Genomic DNA, 17,374 nt, shown 5'->3' with positions numbered 1-17,374 from the left:
CGTCAGTTCGCGGTGAGGGCGCCGCGGAGCAGTGGCACGGCGGACTCCCAGGTCACTCCCATCACCGCCGCAGCACGCTCGTCACTGACGCAGTCGGCGACCTTGGCGGCGCGTTCGGCGTCGCTCGCGGGCCGCTGGGGGTGGCCGCGCGGCAACTCCATTGCCGCCTCGGTCCGTTCACCCCCGGAGCGTTCCACCACTATGCGCGTCTCGCCTCCCATGAGGCCGCCCTCACCGCTGCCCGGGAGAACCCGCACCTCGGTGCGCTCCAGCAGCGTCCGCACCTCCGGTCGGACCGCCGCGGCGTCAGTGAAGTCGGCCATGCCCGGGAAGCCGTCGAGCAGGGTCGTCGCCACCGCGTACTCCATGCTGAACTTGGCCTCCAGCCCGGTTCGGGGCCGGTGGTGGATCAGCGGCTGCATGCCCGCCTCGGGCGTGACGACGGTGATCCGCTCGATGTCCTCGAACCCTCGCCCGTCGCACGGCAGTTCACGGGCCGCGCTGATGGGCCGCTGCATCGCGTAGCAGCAGGGATGCAGCTTGACGGCCAGACCGTCCGGGACGGCGGGCCCGGTGAGCACGGGTTCCGTGGCGCCGCCGACCAGGGTGAACCAGTCGTCCAGCGCTGCCGGTTCGGCCGACGCACCTGCCGCCGCCAGCCGTGCCGCGCGTACACCGGCGTCGGTCGCGAAGCCCACCTGGAGCGACTTCCCGGAGGTACCGAAGGCCCGCTGGAGCCCTCCCGCCGCGGGCACGGCGAGTGCCATGGCCCGCCCGAGCCCCTCGGCATCGAGGCCGAGTGCGACCCCGGCAGCCACGGCGGCGGCCGGCGCTCCCGCGGTGCACGTGGTGTGCCAGCCGCTTCGGTAGTGGCTCCAGCCCAGCGCCGTGCCGAGCCTGGCCATCACTCCCGCTCCCGCGAGGTAGGCCCGTGTTCCACCCCCGCACGCGAGCGCGGCGCTCACGCATACGACGCTGACGTGCGAGGTGGAGGGCAGATGGACGTCGTCGAAGTCCAGGACGTGCCCCGTCGCGGCCCAGCGCAGCGGCTCCGGCAGCCCCGCCGTCAGCCTGGCGACCGGATCACCGGCCGCGGCGAGGGTGACGGCGAGAGTGTCCACGAGCGCCCTGTGGGCGAGTTCCTCGTCGGCTTCCTCCACTTCGAGAGCGGCGGCCCAGTCGGCGAGCTCTGCGATCACGCGATCAACCCCGGTAGCCAGGTGGCGAGTTCGGGCACGGCAGTGATCAGCACCAGCATCCCTGTCTCGATGGCGAGATACGGGAGGATGCCGCGGAAGATGTCGGCGAGATCCAGTTCGGGCACGACGGATTTCATCGTGTACAGGTTCAGCCCGACCGGTGGCGTGATCACCGCCATCTCGAGGTTGACCACCAGCAGCACTCCGAACCACAGGGGGTCGAAGCCCAGCCCCTCGATCGCCGGCACGAGGATCGGCGTCACGACGAGCAGCAGCGAGGCGGCGTCGACGAGGCAGCCGAGCAGCACGAGCACGAGCATCATGACCGCGATCACCAGGTACGGCGAAGTCTCCAGACCCACGACGAAGTTGGAGACGGCATCGGGGACCCGTGCCACCACGAGCATCTGCGTGAAGACGAACGCGGCACCGACGATGGCCAGGATGGACGCGGTGACGTGCGCGGTCGAGACGAAGATCGTACGGAGGTTCTCCCAGCCCAGTTTCCGGTAGACCCACCCCGTCACGGCGAATGCCGCCAGGGCGCCGACGGCAGCCGCCTCGGTGGGCGTGGCGAGGCCGGTGTAGATCGAGCCGAGGACCAGGACGATGAGCACCAGCGCGGGCGAGATCTTCGCCAGGGCGGTGAGGCGTTCCTTCCAGGTGAAGCGCTCTTCCGCGACGGGCGCCGTCTCCGGTGACTTCTTGGCCTTCACCACCACGTAGAGAATCATGAGCGCGGCGAGGAGCAGTCCCGGAATGATGCCGCCCGCGAAGAGTTCAGCGATGCTCACGCCCGTCACGGACGAGTAGAGGATGAACATCAGGCTCGGCGGGATCAGCATCGCCAGCGCGCCCGAGGCAGCGACGCTGCCGCTGGCGAAGGAGGGGCGGTAGCCCCTGGCAAGCATCTCCGGCACGGCCATGCGCCCGATCACCGCGACCGAGGAGATGCTCACGCCGGACATGGCGCCGAAGACGGTGGAGGATCCGATGGCGGACGCTCCGAGCCCGCCGGGAACGCGGTTGAACCAGCGGTAGGCCGCGCCGAACAGGTCGCGGCCCAGGCCGCTGACCGCGAGCACCTCGCCGAGCAGGATGTAGAGCGGTGCGGCGACGAGCGCGTAGTTCTGGAGCTGCGCGACGAGTGAGAGCGGCACCAGTTCGACGCCGGAGAGGCCGTCCAGGCCGATGAGCCCGACGATGCCGGAGACGGCGAGCGCGACGAAGATCGGTGTGCGCAGCGTGATGAGGACCAGGAGGAGTACGACCGCGAGGCCCGCTATGGCGGCGTCGGAGATCATGAGCGGGCCTTCCCTTCTGCGGTGCCGGAGGCGGCGTCCCCGTCATCGGGGACCGGTGTGCCTTCCGTGGACGGTGCGGCCGTGGACGGAGGTTGGTCTTCCGCCACGGCATCGGGGGGCGGCGGCGGGAAGAGCACCGCCACGACCGCCAGAAGCACACCGCTGACGAACAGCACGGCGTCCGGGACCCACAGGGGGATGCTGAAGGTGCCGGAGCCGGTCAGTCCGCCTTCGATCGCCACGGCCATCGAGCGGTACGCGGTCAGGGCGAGCACCACGCCGAGGAACGCGGTGGCGGCGGAGGTCACCAGGTCCGCGGTCCGGCGCAGCCCTGGCGGCAGCGCCCGGTGGACCAGGTCCATCGAGATGTGCTGCCCCTTGGCGTAGAAGTACGGGATCGCCAGCGAGGTCCCGGCGAGCACGCCCGCGGAGTTCAGCGGGTAGGCCCAGTCCGTCGGCGCAGAGAAGACGGCACGGACGATCACGTCGTAGGTGATGGTCAGCATCATCAGTCCGACGACGGCCATGGCGACGACGGCGAGCGCGAGGGCGCAGGCCAGTACGTATTTGCGTATCGAGTTCAGCGCGGTCATGCCGGGCCCCTCATGCTTTCCGGATGGATTCGACGGCCCGGTCGGCCGTGCGGGCACCGAGGCGCTGCCTCCAGGCCGACCTCACCGGGGCGATCGCCTTGCGGAAGGCATCCATCTCGGCGCCCTCCGGCTTGACCAGCTCCACACCGGCGCCCTCGACCTTGGGCAGGTACTCCTTCGTGTGGGTCTTGACCATGTGCGCGGTGCCGTCTTCGTAGAGCTTCTTGCCGGCCGCGTCCAGGGCCGAGCGGACGGCAGGAGGCTGTTGCTGGTACCAGTCGCTGCGGCAGTAGGCGTCGACGGTGTAGGCGCCGAAGTGCCCGGCCGTCCCGTACCTGACGATCTTCTGCAGGTCCCGGGAGACGACGGTGCCGATGTAGCTGACGAGCCCGTCGATGGTCTTCTTCTCCAGCGCCTGGTAGACCTCGGCGGACCCCATGGTGACGGGTGCTCCGCCGAGGGCCTTGACCGTCTCGCCCTCGATCTCGCCGGCGACGCGCAGGCGCAGGCCGCGTACGTCCTCGGGCCTGCGGATCGGCTTGTCCACCGTCCACACGTATTCGAACGTCGTGGGCATGCCGCCGAGGATGCGCACGCCCTTCGGCTCCAGGTGCTCGTTGATCAGTTCGTACTGCGGCTTCCCCGGTTCGATGGCGCGGCGGAGCTTGCCGTAGTCCTCCGTGACGAAGGGCAGTTCCATGGCGCCGAGCACGGGATACGTCGAGGAGACGTAGGAGCTGGTCTGGAAGATCACGTCGGCCACGCCGGAGAGCAGCCCCGGGAGGAGCTGTTCCGCACCGAGGAGGGCTCCCGAGTCGTACATGTCCAACTCCAGCCGCCCGCCGCTGCGTTCGGCGGCGGCTTCGTTGAACATCTCGATGCCCGGGTACAGATCGCCGTAGGAGGACGGCAGATACGTCGCCACCCTCGTCTTCCGGCCCGTCTCGGCGCTCGCCGGGGCGCACGCGGAGGCTCCTGCCGCGGCCAGGCCCAGCCCCGCCGCGGACAGGAAGCTCCGCCTTCCCATATCTCTTGTGTTCATTGGAGTACCTCGTCCGTAAGGCGTTTCAGGCTGGCCATGACCTTCTCCTGCGGCATCCCGGGCCATTGCGGGCGGAGCAGGATGTTCTCCGGTGCCACGTGTGTGATGAGGTCGGCGAGCTGCGCACGGCACGCGGCGGGGCCGCCGAGGATGAAGCGGCCCTTGCGCAGCTTGTCGAATTCCGCGTCGAAGCTCTGCGACTGCGGCAGCACCTGGTCCTGGCCCCAGGCGCGGTAGGCGGCGTACTTCACGGTCATCGCGGCACGCACGTCCTCGACGGCCGCCTCGTCGCTCTCGCCGACGTAGATCTCCTGCAGCACCTGTACGGGGGCCTCTTCGCGGCCGTACTCGGCGCAGGCGGCCCGGTAGAGGGCGACCTGACGCTGCAGATAGTCCCGGTCGACGTGCGCCGCGGCCGCGATCCAGGGCAGCCCCATCCGCGCGGTGCGGCGCAGCGCTCCGTCGGTGTGCCCGGCGAGCCAGATGGGTGGGTGGGGGCGCTGCACCGGTCGCAGGACGGGGCGTACGCGGTCGAGTTCGACGTGGTCGCCGGTGAAGCTCACCTCGTCCTCGGTCCAAAGTCGGCGCACCAGGCCGAGGTTGTCCAGGAAGCGGCGCAGCCGCGCGTGACGGGGCACGCCGAAGGCGTCGAACTCCGTGTCGCGGTAGCCGAGTCCGGCTCCGACGGTGAGGCGGCCACCGCTGATGATGTCGAGCGTGGCCAGCTCCTCGGCGATGTCGACGGGGTTCTGGAGTGCCATGAGGGTGATCGCCGTGCCGATGCGCATGTCGCCGGACTCGGGGACGATGCGCGAGAGCACGGCGAGCGGGTGCAGATACTGGAAGGGGTCGGCAAGGTAGTGCTGCGTCGCCCAGACGGAGGAGAAGCCGGCGTCGCGGGCGAAGCGCACCTGCTCCACCTGTTCGGCGAAGCGCGCCACCACGTCGTCATCGGAGGTGAACTGGCTGCACAGCACCAGCCCGTAGCCGGGAGCCGAAGTCATGTGCGCTGAAGCCTCCTTCGTGGTGTGCGTCTGCGTGGTGGTGGTGTTCAGAACGACCGCGGCATCTTCAGTACGTGCTGGCCGATGTGGGCGAGGATGAGGTTCGTGGAGATCGGGGCGACCTGGTAGAGCCGCGTCTCGCGGAACTTGCGCTCGATGTCGTACTCGGCGGCGAAGCCGTAGCCGCCGTGGGTCTGGAGCGCGGCGTTGCCCGCCTCCCAAGAGGCGTCGGCCGCGAGCAGTTTGGCCATGTTGGCCTCGGCACCGCAGGGTTCGCCCGCGTCGAAGAGGTCGCAGGCACGCCACCGCATCAGGTCGGCGGCCTCGACGTTGACGTGCGCTCTGGCGATGGGGAACTGGACGCCCTGGTTCTGCCCGATGGGACGTCCGAAGACCTCGCGTTGGCGGGCGTAGTTCGAGGCACGCTCCACGAACCAGCGGCCGTCGCCGATGCATTCGGAGGCGATGAGGATGCGCTCGGCGTTCATGCCGTCGAGGACGTAGCGGAATCCCCGGCCCTCCTCGCCGATGAGGCTGTCGGCGGGCACCCGGACGTTGTCGAAGAAGACCTCGTTCGTCTCGTGGTTGACCATCGTGCGGATGGGGCGCAGACCGACGCCCTCCGCCTCGCGCAGGTCGATCAGGAACAGCGACATCCCCTCGGACTTCTTCGCCGCCTGCTCCCGGGGCGTGGTACGGGCCAGCAGCAGCATCAGGTCGGAGTGCTGCACGCGGGAGATGAAGACCTTCTGGCCGTTGATGACGTAGCCGTCGGCGGTGCGTTCCGCGGTGGTGCGGATGCTGGTGGTGTCGGTGCCGGCGGTCGGTTCGGTGACGCCGAAAGCCTGAAGGCGCAGCTCGCCCGAGGCGATCGAGGGCAGATAACGCCTCTTCTGCTCCTCGGTGCCGTGCCGCAGCAGCGAGCCCATCGTGTAGAGCTGGGCGTGCACAGGACCGGCGTTGCCGCCGTTGGCGTTGATGCCCTCGAGGATGACGGAGGCGTCGCCCAGGCCCAGCCCGAGCCCGCCGAACTCCTCCGGCACGAGCGCCCCGAGGCAGCCGGTGCCCGTGAGGGCGTCGACGAACTCCTCGGGGTAGCGGCGCGCGGCGTCGACCTCCTGCCAGTAGGCGTCCGGGTAGTCCGCACAGATGCGGTCGGTCAACTGCCTCAGATCGCGGCGGAGTTCGCTGGTCACCGTCACCGTCCCTCCCCCTCGTGGCCCATGGGCTGTTCGGGGCCGTCGTGCCGTGGGCCGTGACCCCGCTTGTAGACCAGCAGCGTCCTGGTGAACTCGATGACGGCTTCACCGGTCTGCTTGAACCCGGTGGTCCGCACCGTGACGACGCCGAGGCCCGGGCGTGAGGCGGACTCCCTCGCCCGCAGCACGCTGGACCGCGAGTGGATGGTGTCGCCCTCGAACACCGGGTGGGGCAGAGTGATTTCGTCCCAGCCGAGGTTGGCGAAGACGTTCTGGGAGACGTCGGTGACGCTCTGCCCCGCGACGAGCGCCAGCGTAAAGGCCGAGTTGACGAGCGGTTTTCCGAACTCGGTGCGCCGTGCGTACTCGTGGTCGAAGTGGAGCGGGGCGGTGTTCTGCGTGAGCAGGGTGAACCAGATGTTGTCGGTCGTCGTCACGGTGCGGCCCAGCGGGTGCTCGAAGACGTCGCCGACGACGAAGTCCTCGTAGTAGCGGCCCTGCCAGCCGGTGTGCGTCGTCATGACTCCCCCTCGGCAGCGTGCAGTTCGGCGAGTACGGAAGCGGTGTGGGCGCCGAGCGCGGGCAGTGCGCGGCCCTCGGCGGTGCGTCCGCCGGGCATGCCGGGCGGACGCAGGGTGCGAACGGTGCCGCCCGGGGTGGGGGTCTCCATCCAGCGTCCTTCGCGGGCGAGTTCGGGATGGGACGGCAGGTCGGTGAGAGTGGTCATCCGCGCCCAGGCGATTGCGGCGGCGTCCAGCCGCGCGGTCACCGTCTGCGTGGTCTGTTCGGCGAAGCGTGCGGCCAACTCGGCGTCGAGCGCCGTGCGTTCGGCGACACGCGCGGTGTTGGAACGGAAGCGGACATCCTCGGCGAGCGCGGGAGCATCCAGAACGTCCACGCAGAGCCGCACCCACTCGCGCTCGTTCTGCACGGCGATCAGCAGCGAGGTGCCGTCCGCCGCCGTGAAGGCGCCGTACGGGGCGATCGCGGGGTGCGAAGTCCCCATCGGAACGGGCGCGTTGCCCGAGTGGAGGGTGTAGTACAGCGGGTGCGCCATCCATTCGGTGAGCGCGTCGAAGAGCGAGACCTGGACGGGCAGCGCCTCGCCGGTCATGTCGCGGTGGCGGACGGCGGCCAGCACGCCGCTGAACGCGTGGCTCCCCGCGGCGATGTCCGCGATGGAGACGCCGACCTTCGCGGGCGCTCCGGGTGTGCCCGTCAGCGACATTACGCCCGTCTCCGCCTGGATCAGCGCGTCGTAGGCCTTCTTCTCGGCGAGTGGCCCGCCGGGCGCGTAGCCGGAGATGAGGCAGACGATGAGGCCGGGGTGGCGCTGCCTCAGTGACGCGGCGTCGAGGCCGAGACGGTCGAGGGCGGCCGGGGCCAGGTTGGCGACGACGACGTCGGCGCGATCGAGCAGCAGATGCAGGTCGCCCACCGCTGCGGGGTCCTTGAGGTCGAGCTGTACGGACTCCTTGCCCCGGTTGAGCCAGAGGAACGCGCTGGACTCGCCGTTCACCACCTGGTCGTAGCCGCGCGCGAAGTCGCCGCCGTCCGGGCGCTCCACCTTGATCACGCGGGCGCCGAGGTCCGCGAGCTGGCGAGTGGCGAACGGGGCGGCGACGGCCTGCTCGACCGCGACGACGGTGATGCCCTCCAGCGGGAGCCTGCCGCGCGGCGCGGCGTGCGGCGTCATGGGCGGGCCTCCCCGTCGTCCTGTCCGGCCTCGCGCAGCAGCGCCTTGGCGCGGGCGACCACCGGCCGGTCGACGAAGGACCCGTCGCTCAGCCGCACCGCCCCGACCCCGCGCTCCGACGCGTCGTGGTAGGCGGCCAGAACCTCGCGGGCGTGGGCGAGTTCGGTCTCCGTGGGGGCGAACGCCTTGCGGACGGGAGCGACTTGACGGGGATGGAGCACCACGCGCCCGGTGAAGCCGAGTTCGCGGCCGGCGAGCGTGGACCGCACGAGGCCGTCCTCGTCATCCAGGGCCGCATACGGTCCGTCCAGGATCCAGGACAGCCCCGCGGCACGGGCCGCGAGCACCAACTGCGAGCGGGCGTGGAGCAGTTCGCGTCCTTCGACGCTGGGACGCACGCCCAGTTCGGCCGCCAGGTCGAGCGTGCCGAACAGCACACCCCGCACGCGAGGCCCGGCGGCGGCGACACCGGCGGAGGCGAGCACCCCCGCGGCGCTCTCCACGACGGGCAGCAGCGACAGCTGCCCGTGCTCCGTGCCCGCCGCCTCCTCGGCGGAGGTGAGCCTTCCGTCGAGTGCGGCGAGCCGACCGACGGAGTCGGCCTTGGGCACGATCAGGCCGTCCAGGCGCACCGTGCCGAGCAGGGAGGAGACCGCCGCGAGGTCCGCTTCCGCCTCGGGGGTCTCCAGGGCGTTGATACGGACATGGACGGCGGGACCGGAGCGTGGGGACCCGATCGGCACGAGGCGGGCGAGCGCTTCCGTCGTGAGAGCGCGCGCGGAGTCCTTCGCCGCCTCCCCGACTGCGTCCTCGAAGTCGACGGCCACGGCATCGGCCTCGCTCGCCAGGGCCTTCGCGATCCGGTCGGGGCGGTCGCCGGGAACGAACAGCAACGTCCGTCCGACGTCCATGAACCACTCCTGTTCCGTGAGATGGAACACGTACCATGTGGCGGTACGATCGCCCTTACCTTGGTGAGGGCGCTCACGTACTGTCAAGGGGTGTGAAGGCGCCATCCGGAACGACACCCGGGCAAGGGGGACGACTGTTGATGCCACCGTCCGGCAGCGGGATGCGTGCCGTCCTCACAACTCTGCGCGTCCTGGAGACAGTTGCTGAGCTGCAGCCCGTGGGTGTCTCGGCGATCGCGAGGGCGTCGGGGATTCCGAAGAGTTCCGTGCACCGCTGTCTGGTCACGTTGCGCGAAGCGGAATGGCTGACCACGTCCCGCGGCGACCGGACGCTGTGGGTGCTGACCGGCCGGGCACTGTCCGTCGGCATCCACGCCCCCGCCGAACTCGGCCTGCGGGAGGCCGCGTTGCCGGTGATGCGGGATCTGCGGGACGAGACGCACGAGACCATCCACCTCTCCGGCTACGGCGGCGAGCAGGAACTGATCGTCATCGACCGGATGGACAGCGAGGAGCCGGTGCGCACCTGGGTGCGTCTGGGAACGCGGGTACCGCTGCACGCGAGCTGCAGCGGCCGGGCGATCCTCGGCCACCTACGTGACGCGGAGGTGGAGCGACTGCTGGCGGGGAAACTGGAACGCTTCTCGGAAGCGACTCCCCCCGACCTGGCGGCGGTGCTCGAAGACCTGCGCCGGGTGCGCGAGTTGGGTTACGCGACGAACGACGGCGCGTGGCGCCCCGGCGTCGGGGCCGTCGGCGCGGCGCTCGTGGATCCACGGGGCCGGCCGGTCGGCGCGCTCGCGGTCTCCGTGCCCGTTCAGCGGTACCACGCGGAACGGGGCCGCAAGCTCGGGCCGCTGGCGGCAGCGGCGGCGCGGCGCATCAGCGCGAGCCTGCCGCCGGGCTGAGCCGCGCCGCCGGGTGCAAACCGCCCGCGTTCATCTGCCCCACTCCCCGGTCGCGAATGGTCACCTGCGGCCGGCCGCGGAACGAGAAGGCTTTCCGCAGGTTCCAGGACACCAGGCTTCCGGGGCCGGGTCTCCCCGTTTGCTGTCACCACGCTTCGACCAGCGTGGACAGCTGCCGCCACCGAGGGCGGCACCGGACGCACCGGCATGCCGAAACGGCCATTTCTCTTCACCCGGCACAACGCCCTTCGATCCCGTACGGCCACGGGTCACGAGTGAAATCAGGCCATTTCTGAAAGCGCCTCGAAGTCCACATCGCCCGGCGCGGAAATCAACTGCCCGCGGATCCCGACGACTTGGTGGCCCAGGTGACCGGCGCCGAACGTGCGGCGGCAGAGGACGACGGCCGTGGAACGGGCGACGGCTCCTGAAGCCGGGTCGGCATGCAGGGGCCGTCACCTCGTCGTAGGCGACCCTGCCCGGGCGGAACGGGCCATGGGAGGCGAGGCTCACGCTCACCCCAGGAAGCTGAGCCTGACCCGGCGGTGCGGGTTGTCCCCGTTGGTGTCGACGAGGCACACCGACTGCCAGGTGCCCAGCTCCAGCCTCCCGCCGATGACCGGCAGCGTGGCGTGCGGGGGAACGATCGCGGGCAGCACATGGTCCCGGCCGTGGCCCGGACTGCCGTGCCGGTGCCGCCAGCGGTCGTCGGCCGGCAGCAGGTCGCGGAGGGCGGCGAGCAGGTCGTCGTCGCTGCCGGCGCCCGTCTCCAGAATGGCGATGCCCGCTGTGGCATGCGGGACGAAGACGTTGAGCAGGCCGTCCCTGCCCTGCGCCACGCCGCTGAGGAAGGACTCGCACTCGCGGGTGAGGTCGGTGACGCTCTCGCCCGAGCCGGTGGTGATGTGCAGGACGTTGGTCTGAAGTGCCTCGGTCATCCCTCCATCCTCCATGCGGGGCGGCTCCCGCACCGTCCGCGTCCCCCTCCGCGCGGCACGCAGGGGAAGTTCCGGAGGCGTCCGAGGGTTGTAGCAGGCATGGGGAACGAGGTTGCGGTCGTGGTGATCGGTGCGGGGCAGGCGGGCCTGTCCACCGCCTTTCACCTGCGGCGTCTCGGCTACGAGCCGGGGCGGGACTTCGTGGTTCTGGACCACGCGGAGCGTCCCGGCGGCGCCTGGCAGTTCCGCTGGCCCACGCTGACGTACGGCAAGGTGCACGGCATGCACGCGCTCCCGGGCCTGGAGCTGGCCGGGGCCGATCCGGGGCGCCGCTCGTCGGAGGTGATCGGCGAGTACTTCGCGGCGTACGAGCGGACCTTCGGTCTGGCGGTGCGGCGTCCGGTCCATGTACGGGCGGTGCGTGAGGACGGCGGCGGTCGGCTGCGTGTGGAGACCTCGGCGGGGGCCTGGTCGGCCCGGGCCGTGATCAGTGCGACGGGCACCTGGGACCGCCCGTTCTGGCCCCGCTGGCCGGGCCAGGAGACCTTCCTCGGGCGGCAGCTGCACACGGCCACCTATCCGGGGCCCGACTCCGCGGCCTTCACCGGGAAGCGCGTCGTCGTGATCGGCGGCGGCACGTCGGCCGTACAGCATCTGCTGGAGATATCGGAGGTTGCGGCGGAGACGGCTTGGGTGACGCGCCGCGAACCCTCCTTCCGTGACGGCCCGTTCGCCGAGGACCAGGGGCGCGCTGCCGTGGCTCTCGTGGACCGGCGTGTCCGGCAGGGCCTGCCGCCGGGCAGCGTCGTCTCCGTGACGGGGCTGCCTCTGACCGACGAGATGGCCAGGGCCCGCGAGCGCGGCGTGCTTGTGCGGCAGCCGATGTTCGAACGGATCGCGCCCGACGGAGTCGAGTGGAGCGACGGGCGGCGGATGGAGGCCGACACGCTGTTGTGGGCCACCGGATTCCGGCCCGCCGTGGGCCACTTGGCGCCCCTGCGGCTGAGGGAGCCGGGCGGCGGCATCCGCATGGACGGCACGCGGGTGGCCGCGGATCCCCGCATCCACCTGGTCGGTTACGGGCCCTCGGCCAGCACGGTGGGCGCGAACCGTGCCGGCCGCACCGCTGCGCGGGAGGTGGACCGGCTGCTGCGGGGCGAGGCGTCGCGGCCGCCGACGAAGGCGACGGAGGACCGGCCGACGGCAGCGCCCGAGTACGAACGCGGAAACGATCTGTCACCCGAAGGCGTGGCGGCAGCGGATTCCGCGCCCCGGTGACTGCGGGTTCGGCAATCCTTACGGTGCGCAAGCGGGACCACGGTCACGCAGGCGTCTCATCGGCCCAACGTCCCAACGTGGCCTGTGAGTTGTCCCATTCAGAAATGCAAGGAGCACGCACTACATGAACGTCATCACCAACGCGCTGGCCTGTCTCGCCCACTTCGTCGGCTGGCTCGTCTGACGTATGTCCCCGGCGGCGCCGTCCCCCGTGTCTCACGGCGGGGCGGCGCCGCTTCGTGCGTCCGGCGGCCGGCCGGGGGGACGATCAGGTGCGCACGGGAATGCTGGAGCGGCGGACGACGAGTTCGGGCTGGAGCACGATCCGCTGATGCTCATGCCCCTCCGCGTCCTCCCCCGTCTCCTCGATCAGCAGATCCGCCGCTGCACGACCCATACGGAACGCAGGCTGCCGCACCGACGTCAACGGCACCGCCGCGGCAGCAGCGAACTCGATGTCGTCATACCCCACCAACGCCACCTCCCCCGGCACCGAAACCCCCGCCCCGTACAACGCCTGCAACACCCCCAACGCCAACAAGTCATTCGCACAGAACACCCCCGACGGACGCGGAGACATCCCCAGCAACCGCGCCCCCGCATCCCTCCCCGCCGCCACATCCAACCGACCCGCCTCCACCTGACGCAGCGCGTCCTCCTCGCGGAGTCCCGCCTCGCGAAGGGCGTTGACGACACCGGTGTACCGGTCCTGGCACTGGGTGAGGTGCATGGGACCGCTGACGTAGACGATGCTCTCGTGCCCGTTCTGGAGCAGGTGACGGGCCGCGAGTTCACCGCCGCGCACGTCGTCGACGGAGACCGAGCAGCCCTCGGCGGTGGGGACGACCCGGTCGACGGAGACGTAGGGAATGCCGTACCGCTGGAAGCGGGCGAGATTGCCACCCGTGGTATCCGCCGGCGTGACCAGCACACCCCGCACACGCTGCTCCGCGAACAACGACAGATAATCCGCCTCCTCCGACGCGCTCTGCCCGCTGTTGCACAACATCACCCCCAGACCCGCCTCCCGCGCCGCACGCTCCGCACCACCCGCCACATCCACGAAAAACGGATTCGCCATGTCCAGCACCAGCAACGCGATGATCCGGCTCCGCCCCGCACGCAACTGACGCGCCGACTCACTGCGCACATACCCCAGTTGCCGTATCGCCGAGCGGACCCTGTCACGGGTGGCCGAGGAGACCGTCTGGGGACGGTTGATGACGTTGGAGACCGTACCGACCGAGACGCCGGCCGCACGCGCCACGTCCTTGATGCCCACCATTCCTGCCACGAGCGCTCATGCTACGCAGCTTTCAGCGCCGGGGACCGCCGAGAGTGGAGCGGCGGACGACGAGTTCGGGCTGGAGGACGATCCGCTGATGCTCATGCCCCTCCGCCTCCTCCCCCGTCTCCTCGATCAAGAGATCCGCCGCAGCACGACCCATACGGAACGCAGGCTGCCGCACCGACGTCAACGGCACCGCCGCAGCAGCAGCGAACTCGATGTCGTCATACCCCACCAACGCCACCTCCCCCGGCACCGAAACCCCCGCCCCGTACAACGCCTGCAACACCCCCAACGCCAACAAGTCATTCGCACAGAACACCCCCGACGGACGCGGAGACATCCCCAGCAACCGCGCCCCCGCATCCCTCCCCGCCGCCACATCCAACCGACCCGCCTCCACCTGACGCAGGTCCGCGGCACCGCCCGTCTCCCGCAGTGCGCGCAGTGCGCCGGTGTGGCGGTCGCGGCACTGGGGCAGCTGCATCGGGCCGCTGACGTAGGCGATGTCACGGTGCCCCTGGCCTACGAGGTGTGCGACGGCCAGTTCTCCCCCGAGCACGTCGTCGACGGAGACGGAGCAGCGCCGGTGGTCGTCCTCGAAGCGGTCGACGAACACGTAGGGGATGCCGTGCCGCTGGAAGCGGGCGAGATTGCCGCCCGTGGTATCCGCCGGCGTGACCAGCACACCCCGCACACGCTGCTCCGCGAACAACGACAGATAATCCGCCTCCTCCGACGCGCTCTGCCCGCTGTTGCACAACATCACCCCCAGACCCGCCTCCCGCGCCGCACGCTCCGCACCACCCGCCACATCCACGAAGAACGGATTCGCCATGTCCAGCACCAGCAACGCGATGATCCGGCTTCGCCCCGCACGCAACTGACGCGCCGACTCACTGCGCACATACCCCAGTCGCTGGATGGTGGACAGCACGCGGGCGCGCGTCGTCTCCGAGACGGCGTCCGGTCTGTTGATGACGTTGGAGACCGTCCCGACCGAGACGCCGGCCGCACGCGCGACCTGCTTGATGTCCACCTGGCGGCCGTTCATCCAGGGCGTACCTCGGTCAGTTCCAGCCCGGTCAGACCGGCCAACGCACGTAGTCCGGGCAGCAGTTCACCCGTGGCAAGTGCCCAGTGGTGGCCGACTCCGCTCGCGCTCCAGGCGTCGGTCCATTCGCCGGGGTCGCAGCCGAAGTCGACGCGGGAGGTGGTGTTGCCGATCTTCAGCAGGGGCCCGGGGACGGCCTCGCCCTCGGCGGCAACGAGACGGTAGCGGCCGTCGCGGGTCTGACCGACGCCGACGAGCGTGACGGGCCCGTGCCGCGCGGTGCATTCGACGGACACACCCCAGCCGCGCTTGCCGTGGTAGACGCCGAGCCCGCGCAGCAGCGGGCGGCGTCCGCCCAGGCCGAGGTGTGCGGGGCCGTCGTGGCCCATCTCGACCACGCCGTCGCGGAAGTTCAGCGCCTGGAACTCGGTGAACGAGCCGGGCGCGCCGAGGCGTTCGCAGATCAGCATGGCCAGCGAGGTGCGCAACTCGTACTCTCCGGCGGCGGGGATGCCGCGGGCGGTGAGCAGCGAGGCGCCGAGGATCATCCCCGCTCCGAGCCTCTCGTGGACCTCTCCGTCCAGTCCGCGGTGGAAGTACGCGAGGGAGTCCAGGCCGAAGTCGTCGACGAGGCGGTCGAGTCCGGCCGATACGCGTGCGGCCCAGGCCAGGTCGTCCTCGTCGACGGAGGCGTCGAGTTCGAAGATCTCCTTCGCCTCGGCGACGCGGGCGGCGGTCTCCTTCTCCCCCACGCCCTCGACCCTGACCCGCAGATCGTCGAACTCCAGCACCTCGACGTGGCCGCCGAAGGAGGCGGGCACCATCGTCAGATCCGTCGAGACGTCGTACATGCCGGGGTAGAGATGCCCCATCAGACCGTGACGGGAGGAGCGCAGTGCTCCGCGGACTCCCGCCGCGCGTACCCAGCCCTCGATGCGCCGCCAAGCACGCTCGTCCTCCAAGTACCCGGAGACGGAACGGAATTCGACGCCGACGCGCTCGAAGGCGTTGGCCATCTCCGGCAGCGGGCAGGCGCCGCAGTAGGCGAGCCACTGCCCGGTGTCGAAGGTCGCGTGGTCCATGGCCTCGGTCGGCTGGAGGTTGATCAGCAGCACGGGCGCGCCGCTGCGCTGGGCGACGGGCACCAGCATCGTCGCCGTCATGTAGGTGGTCAGGAAGCCGACGATGAGGTCGCAGTCGGCTGCCCGCAGCTTCTCCGCGGCCTGTGCCCCCTCCTGCGCGTCGGAGACGAACCCGGCGTCGACGACGTCTGCGTCGAACTCGCCCATCCGCTCGGCGACGCGGGCGGCGGACCGGCGCAACTGGGGCAGCAGGTCCGGAAATTGGGGCCAGTACGCACCCAGCCCACCGGCGACGAGGCCGATCCTGGGTCGGCGGACGGGCGCTTTACCGGCCATGAGCGGTACCGCTGAGGCCGTGCCCGGCGTGGCATCACCGGGAGTCGCAGATGTGTTCATGAACGGACGCTCCTCGCTGCGTGTGCCGCCGCGTCAGTCGAGATGGAAGACCTCGGTGAGAGGTCTCATCGCTTCGTCGGGCCGCTGCTCTCCGGGGATGTCCGGCGATCCGAGCGGTTCGAAGAACGGGGCCATCTCCCGCTGCCAGCGGTCGTTGACCTCCGTGTTGTCCATCGCGGCACGTGCCGCGGCGAAGTCCTCGGTCTCGAGGTAGCCCACGAGCAGCCCGTCCTCGCGCAGGAAGAGCGAGTAGTTGCGCCAGCCGCAGGAGGACAGCGCTTCGAGCATCTCCGGCCAGACGGCCGAGTGCCGCTCGCGGTACTCGGCCACCCGGTCGGAGCGGACCTTCAGCAGGAAACAGACGCGCTGCACGGTCCGGCCCCTTCCTAGAAGTCGTACTTGCCGATGTTCTTCTCGTCGAAGACGGTGGGCGGGCCGAGGATGACTTCGCCGTCCTTGCCGACGGTGCGCTCGCCGAGCTTCCCCGCCTTGAACTTCTCGCCCTCCTTGCCGGTGATCTGGCCGGAGGCGAGGGAAGCGGCGGCATAGGACCCGAGATAGCCGAGCTTCTTGGGGTCCCAGAGGGAGAACTCCTCGACGGTGCCGTCCTTGATGTACTTACGCATCTGGTTGGGGGTGCCGAGCCCGTTGAGGACGACCTTGCCCTTGTAGGAGGAGTCGCTGATGTAGCGGGCCGCGGCCGCGATGCCGACGGTGGTCGGCGAGATGATGGCCTTGAGCTTCGGGTACGCCTTGAGCAGTCCCTGGGTCTCCTGGAAGGACTTCTGGTCGTCGTCGTCGCCGTAGGCGGTCTTGACCAGCTTCATGTCCTTGTACTGGGGCTTCTTCAGCTCCTTCTTCATGAATTCGATCCACGCGTTCTGGTTCGTCGCGTTCTGCGTGGCCGACAGGATCGCGATCTCGCCCTTGTGACCGGTCTGTTCGGCGGTTCGGCGGATCAGTGAGCGCCCGATCTCCTCGGAGCTGGCCTGGTTGATGAACAGCTGCCGGCAGTCCTTGTCTGTGTCGGAGTCGTAGGAGACGACCTTGATCTTCTGCTTCATCGCCTGCTTCAGCGGCCCGCACACGGCGTTGGGGTCGTTGGCGGCGATGAGGATGGCGTCCTGCCGCTGCTGCACGAGGGTGTTGATGTAGCCGACCTGGGACGAGGCCTTCGCGTCGGACGGGCCGACCTCCTTGGCCTTCCCGTCGTACTCCTTGGCGGCGGCGATGCCGGCCTCGTCGACGATCTTCTCGTACGGGTTGTTGATCTGCTTGGGCAAGAAGGCGAGCTTCAGCCCCTTCTTCAGGGGCGCGTCGGGATCGGCCTTCACGCCTTGTGCCTTGTCCTTGGCGTCGTCCTTCGCGTCGCCCTTGGTGGTGCCGGAGCATCCGGCGAGGGCCAGTGAAAGGGAGCAGACGGCTGCCGCGGCGGCGAGAAGCCGGGGACGTGAACGTGTCGTGGGTCGCATGGCGGGGCCT

At 70.1% G+C, this 17,374-nt stretch carries 17 protein-coding genes; 2 read left to right on the top strand and 15 right to left on the bottom strand.

The window, feature by feature from the left end; all coding sequences use genetic code 11:
- Positions 1-2: 2 nt before the first annotated feature.
- The 9 genes from G4Z16_RS30095 to G4Z16_RS30055 are packed head-to-tail and all read right to left on the bottom strand — an operon-like array spanning position 3 to position 8,948.
- Positions 3-1,199 carry an MmgE/PrpD family protein gene (locus G4Z16_RS30095; protein ID WP_197353719.1) on the bottom strand — a complete coding sequence of 399 codons (1,197 nt, stop codon included), beginning with the start codon at positions 1,197-1,199 and terminating at the stop codon, positions 3-5.
- Positions 1,196-2,503 (bottom strand): TRAP transporter large permease, encoded by a 1,308-nt coding sequence (locus tag G4Z16_RS30090; RefSeq protein WP_197353718.1) that lies wholly within the window; start codon positions 2,501-2,503, stop codon positions 1,196-1,198. Before G4Z16_RS30090 ends, G4Z16_RS30095 begins: the two co-directional genes overlap by 4 nt.
- Entirely contained in the window at positions 2,500-3,096 is a 597-nt protein-coding gene (locus G4Z16_RS30085) for a TRAP transporter small permease (RefSeq protein ID WP_197353717.1), read from the bottom strand. Before G4Z16_RS30085 ends, G4Z16_RS30090 begins: the two co-directional genes overlap by 4 nt.
- A 10-nt stretch (positions 3,097-3,106) precedes the next feature.
- Positions 3,107-4,138, bottom strand: coding sequence for a TRAP transporter substrate-binding protein (locus G4Z16_RS30080; protein ID WP_197353716.1), 1,032 nt, complete (start codon positions 4,136-4,138; stop codon positions 3,107-3,109).
- A complete protein-coding gene (locus G4Z16_RS30075) occupies positions 4,135-5,142 on the bottom strand; it encodes an LLM class flavin-dependent oxidoreductase (protein ID WP_197353715.1) in 1,008 nt (335 codons plus the stop codon). Before G4Z16_RS30075 ends, G4Z16_RS30080 begins: the two co-directional genes overlap by 4 nt.
- 47 nt (positions 5,143-5,189) lie before the next feature.
- The gene (locus G4Z16_RS30070) at positions 5,190-6,338 is read right to left on the bottom strand and encodes an acyl-CoA dehydrogenase family protein (protein ID WP_246531143.1); all 1,149 of its coding nucleotides are present in this window, start codon (positions 6,336-6,338) and stop codon (positions 5,190-5,192) included.
- A gap of 2 nt (positions 6,339-6,340) precedes the next feature.
- Positions 6,341-6,862, bottom strand: a complete 522-nt coding sequence (locus G4Z16_RS30065) for a MaoC family dehydratase (protein ID WP_197353713.1) — start codon at positions 6,860-6,862, stop codon at positions 6,341-6,343.
- Entirely contained in the window at positions 6,859-8,037 is a 1,179-nt protein-coding gene (locus G4Z16_RS30060; protein ID WP_197353712.1) for a CaiB/BaiF CoA transferase family protein, read from the bottom strand. Before G4Z16_RS30060 ends, G4Z16_RS30065 begins: the two co-directional genes overlap by 4 nt.
- Positions 8,034-8,948, bottom strand: coding sequence for an HpcH/HpaI aldolase/citrate lyase family protein (locus G4Z16_RS30055; RefSeq protein ID WP_197353711.1), 915 nt, complete (start codon positions 8,946-8,948; stop codon positions 8,034-8,036). Before G4Z16_RS30055 ends, G4Z16_RS30060 begins: the two co-directional genes overlap by 4 nt.
- Positions 8,949-9,088: 140 nt before the next feature.
- On the opposite strand from G4Z16_RS30055, the gene G4Z16_RS30050 reads away from it, so the two are divergent.
- Complete coding sequence (locus G4Z16_RS30050; RefSeq protein ID WP_197353710.1) at positions 9,089-9,856, top strand: IclR family transcriptional regulator; 768 nt, start codon at positions 9,089-9,091, stop codon at positions 9,854-9,856.
- Positions 9,857-10,371: 515 nt separating this feature from the next.
- Here the strand turns inward: G4Z16_RS30050 and G4Z16_RS30045 are convergent.
- Complete coding sequence (locus G4Z16_RS30045) at positions 10,372-10,794, bottom strand: secondary thiamine-phosphate synthase enzyme YjbQ (protein WP_197353709.1); 423 nt, start codon at positions 10,792-10,794, stop codon at positions 10,372-10,374.
- Between the two features lie 99 nt (positions 10,795-10,893).
- On the opposite strand from G4Z16_RS30045, the gene G4Z16_RS30040 reads away from it, so the two are divergent.
- On the top strand, positions 10,894-12,072 hold the full coding sequence (locus G4Z16_RS30040; RefSeq protein WP_197353708.1) for an NAD(P)-binding domain-containing protein: 1,179 nt from the start codon (positions 10,894-10,896) through the stop codon (positions 12,070-12,072).
- Between the two features lie 268 nt (positions 12,073-12,340).
- Here the strand turns inward: G4Z16_RS30040 and G4Z16_RS30035 are convergent, their stop codons facing one another.
- The 5 genes from G4Z16_RS30035 to rhaS all read right to left on the bottom strand — a co-directional run bounded on the left by G4Z16_RS30035 (position 12,341) and on the right by rhaS (position 17,364).
- Positions 12,341-13,357: a LacI family DNA-binding transcriptional regulator gene (locus tag G4Z16_RS30035; protein ID WP_197355020.1), complete on the bottom strand. Its 1,017-nt coding sequence runs from the start codon at positions 13,355-13,357 to the stop codon at positions 12,341-12,343.
- Between the two features lie 31 nt (positions 13,358-13,388).
- A complete protein-coding gene (locus G4Z16_RS30030) occupies positions 13,389-14,414 on the bottom strand; it encodes a LacI family DNA-binding transcriptional regulator (RefSeq protein WP_197353707.1) in 1,026 nt (341 codons plus the stop codon).
- Positions 14,411-15,832 carry an L-fucose/L-arabinose isomerase family protein gene (locus G4Z16_RS30025; protein ID WP_197353706.1) on the bottom strand — a complete coding sequence of 474 codons (1,422 nt, stop codon included), beginning with the start codon at positions 15,830-15,832 and terminating at the stop codon, positions 14,411-14,413. Before G4Z16_RS30025 ends, G4Z16_RS30030 begins: the two co-directional genes overlap by 4 nt.
- A gap of 93 nt (positions 15,833-15,925) precedes the next feature.
- A complete protein-coding gene (locus tag G4Z16_RS30020; protein WP_197353705.1) occupies positions 15,926-16,264 on the bottom strand; it encodes an L-rhamnose mutarotase in 339 nt (112 codons plus the stop codon).
- A gap of 14 nt (positions 16,265-16,278) precedes the next feature.
- Positions 16,279-17,364 carry a rhamnose ABC transporter substrate-binding protein gene (rhaS, locus tag G4Z16_RS30015; protein WP_197353704.1) on the bottom strand — a complete coding sequence of 362 codons (1,086 nt, stop codon included), beginning with the start codon at positions 17,362-17,364 and terminating at the stop codon, positions 16,279-16,281.
- Between the last annotated feature and the right edge of the window lie 10 nt (positions 17,365-17,374).

It is taken from the genome of Streptomyces bathyalis, from assembly GCF_015910445.1.
Classification (GTDB): Bacteria; Actinomycetota; Actinomycetes; order Streptomycetales; family Streptomycetaceae; genus Streptomyces; species Streptomyces bathyalis.
This window is presented reverse-complemented; position numbering and strand designations above follow the sequence as displayed.

Excerpts from the sequence above, each read along its gene's own strand:
- G4Z16_RS30080 (WP_197353716.1), bottom strand. The coding sequence starts at position 4,138 with ATGAACACAAGAGATATGGGAAGGCGGAGCTTCCTGTCCGCGGCGGGG.
- G4Z16_RS30055 (WP_197353711.1), bottom strand. The coding sequence starts at position 8,948 with ATGGACGTCGGACGGACGTTGCTGTTCGTTCCCGGCGACCGCCCCGAC.
- G4Z16_RS30085 (WP_197353717.1), bottom strand. The coding sequence starts at position 3,096 with ATGACCGCGCTGAACTCGATACGCAAATACGTACTGGCCTGCGCCCTC.
- G4Z16_RS30090 (WP_197353718.1), bottom strand. The coding sequence starts at position 2,503 with ATGATCTCCGACGCCGCCATAGCGGGCCTCGCGGTCGTACTCCTCCTG.
- G4Z16_RS30045 (WP_197353709.1), bottom strand. The coding sequence starts at position 10,794 with ATGACCGAGGCACTTCAGACCAACGTCCTGCACATCACCACCGGCTCG.
- rhaS (WP_197353704.1), bottom strand. The coding sequence starts at position 17,364 with ATGCGACCCACGACACGTTCACGTCCCCGGCTTCTCGCCGCCGCGGCA.
- G4Z16_RS30035 (WP_197355020.1), bottom strand. The coding sequence starts at position 13,357 with ATGGTGGGCATCAAGGACGTGGCGCGTGCGGCCGGCGTCTCGGTCGGT.
- G4Z16_RS30040 (WP_197353708.1), top strand. The coding sequence starts at position 10,894 with ATGGGGAACGAGGTTGCGGTCGTGGTGATCGGTGCGGGGCAGGCGGGC.
- G4Z16_RS30060 (WP_197353712.1), bottom strand. The coding sequence starts at position 8,037 with ATGACGCCGCACGCCGCGCCGCGCGGCAGGCTCCCGCTGGAGGGCATC.
- G4Z16_RS30075 (WP_197353715.1), bottom strand. The coding sequence starts at position 5,142 with ATGACTTCGGCTCCCGGCTACGGGCTGGTGCTGTGCAGCCAGTTCACC.
- G4Z16_RS30050 (WP_197353710.1), top strand. The coding sequence starts at position 9,089 with ATGCCACCGTCCGGCAGCGGGATGCGTGCCGTCCTCACAACTCTGCGC.
- G4Z16_RS30025 (WP_197353706.1), bottom strand. The coding sequence starts at position 15,832 with ATGGCCGGTAAAGCGCCCGTCCGCCGACCCAGGATCGGCCTCGTCGCC.
- G4Z16_RS30065 (WP_197353713.1), bottom strand. The coding sequence starts at position 6,862 with ATGACGACGCACACCGGCTGGCAGGGCCGCTACTACGAGGACTTCGTC.
- G4Z16_RS30030 (WP_197353707.1), bottom strand. The coding sequence starts at position 14,414 with ATGAACGGCCGCCAGGTGGACATCAAGCAGGTCGCGCGTGCGGCCGGC.